At 70.4% G+C, this 2,126-nt stretch carries 2 protein-coding genes; both read right to left on the bottom strand.

Annotation, left to right across the window (positions count from 1 at the left end):
• Positions 1-172: 172 nt before the first annotated feature.
• Complete coding sequence (locus AC1DOC_RS30720) at positions 173-988, bottom strand: putative hydro-lyase (protein WP_307592219.1); 816 nt, start codon at positions 986-988, stop codon at positions 173-175.
• 91 nt (positions 989-1,079) lie between these two features.
• Complete coding sequence (locus AC1DOC_RS30715; RefSeq protein ID WP_278877361.1) at positions 1,080-1,985, bottom strand: LysR family transcriptional regulator; 906 nt, start codon at positions 1,983-1,985, stop codon at positions 1,080-1,082.
• Positions 1,986-2,126: the final 141 nt, after the last annotated feature.

The raw sequence follows: 2,126 nt of genomic DNA, 5'->3' as shown, positions 1-2,126 counted from the left end.
GGCGTCGACCGCATAGCCGCTGAAGGATGCGGCGAGCGTGCGCTTCTCGTTCGGGTTGAGCGTGCGCAGCCAGCTGCCTCCGGCTGGCGTGGCGTCGCCCGCCTGGGTGGCGTCGAGGGGGGTCTTCATGTGCTTGTCTCCTTGGGTTTTGAATGGGTCGAAAGCGCCGCGTCTAGAACGCGGCCAGCTGGCGGTGCAGCAGGTCGGTCACGAGCATCGAGCCCGGCGCGTGCGTGATGGCGAACGGCAGCCGGGCGGCGGCCAGCGCGGCCTGGGGCGTGACGCCGCAGGCCCAGAACACGGGCAGCTCGCCGGGCATGACCTCGACCGCGTCGCCGTAGTCGGGATCGGCGATCGAGCGGATGCCGATCAGCGCCGGATCGCCGATGTGCACCGGCGCGCCGTGCACGGCCGGAAAGCGCGAGGTGATCTGCACCGCGCGGATGGCATCGGCCGCGCGCAGCGGTCGCATCGACACCACCATCGGCCCATGGAAGGTGCCGGCCGGCACGGTGGCCATCGAGGTGCGGTACATCGCCACGTTGCGGCCCTGCGCCACGTGGCGCAGCGCAATGCCCTCGGCCATCAGCGCATGCTCGAAGGTGAAGGAGCAGCCGATGACGAAGCTCACCAGGTCGTCGCTCCAGAGCGCGCGCACGTCGGTGGGTTCGTCCGCCAGCACGCCGTCACGCCACACGCGGTAGCGTGGCAGGTCGGTGCGGATGTCGATGTCCTCGCCGAGCGCCGGCAGCGCCGGGTCGCCGGCTTCCGAGACGCCGAGCAAGGGGCAGGGCTTGGGGTTGGCCTGGCAGAAGCGCAGGAAGTCGGCCGCGTGCGCTCGCGGCAGGATCACGAGGTTGCCCTGCACATGGGCGCTTGCGAGCCCGCTGGTGTGGGCGTTCAGCGCGCCGCTGCGGCAGGCCTGGCGCACGGCCAGCGCGCTGCTGCCGGCGCCGGGCTGTTCTGCGAAGGATGGACGGTTCGACATTTGGCGTTTCCGATGCCCGAGGCATCGCTGTGGTGTGATGCGCCGGATTGTGGGAATCCGCGCTCACGAACGCCAACGCAAATTTTCTCGCTCAACTCATCGATTTTTTCGATGAACCCATGCGGTGCGAAGCGTGCACCACGGCGGAGCCGAGCGCGGCCTCGGGCAGCGGCGACGAGGGGTCGTCGCGGTAGCTCGCATAGATGGGCAGCGGCTCCAGCGTCACGTCGCAAGGCAGCACGCGCAGCGGCAGGCGCCGCGCCAGCGGCTCGACCACCGCGCGCGGCAGCCCGGCCACGCCGAAGCCCGCCTCCACCAGCTGCGCCATCGCCGAGATCGACGAGATCGCATGCACCCGCGGCGGCGGGCTGCCGGCCTCGCGGAACAGCTCGAGCAGCGCCACGTGCGGCTGCGAGCCGCGCTGGAAGGTCAGGAGGTCGAGCGAGAGCAGGTCCGGCAGGCGGTAGCGCCGCTTCAGGTGCAGCTCGCGGTGGCCGACGAAGCACATCGGCATCGGCGGCACGGCCCGCGTGCGCACGCCGTCGCCGGTGGCCGGCAGCGCGGCAAACACCAGGTCCTGCTTGCCGCGCTGCAGCTGGTCGACCAGCACCGGCGTGGTTTCGACGGTGAGCTCCAGTTCGAAGTCCGGATGCGTGGCCTGCATATGCTTGAGCCAGCCGGTGAGCCAGCTGTGCACCACCGACTCGATGGCGCCCACGCGCAGCACGGCCTCGCGCACCGCGCCCGAGCCCATCTCGGCCTTGATGTGCATCTGCATCTCGAGCAGCTTCTGCGCGAAGGCATGGAAGCGCTGCCCCGCCACCGTGAGGCGGAACTGCTTGTCGCGCCGGTCGAGCAGCAGCACGCCCAGCTCGCGTTCGAGCGCGGCAATGCGGCTGGACAGCGCCGACTGCGTGAGGTGCAGCTTCTCGGCCGCACGGGTGACGCTCTTGAGCGCCACGGCCCAGTGGAAGGCTTCGACGAATCGCAAGTTCATGGCGCGAGTGTCGCCTGAGCCGCGCATTCCGCTGCGCTATGCTCGTTGGCGAAGGAGACAACACCACCATGCAGATCGTCATCACGGGCGGCGCCGGCTTCCTGGGCGCACGCCTTGCCCGCACCCTGCTCAGGCAGGGCG

The sequence above is a fragment of the Variovorax sp. 01T439_2 genome (genome assembly GCF_056398445.1).
Note: the sequence above shows the minus strand (reverse complement) of the source record. Positions and strands in the feature narration are given on the sequence as shown.

Excerpts from the sequence above, each read along its gene's own strand:
- AC1DOC_RS30715 (WP_278877361.1), bottom strand. The coding sequence starts at position 1,985 with ATGAACTTGCGATTCGTCGAAGCCTTCCACTGGGCCGTGGCGCTCAAG.
- AC1DOC_RS30720 (WP_307592219.1), bottom strand. The coding sequence starts at position 988 with ATGTCGAACCGTCCATCCTTCGCAGAACAGCCCGGCGCCGGCAGCAGC.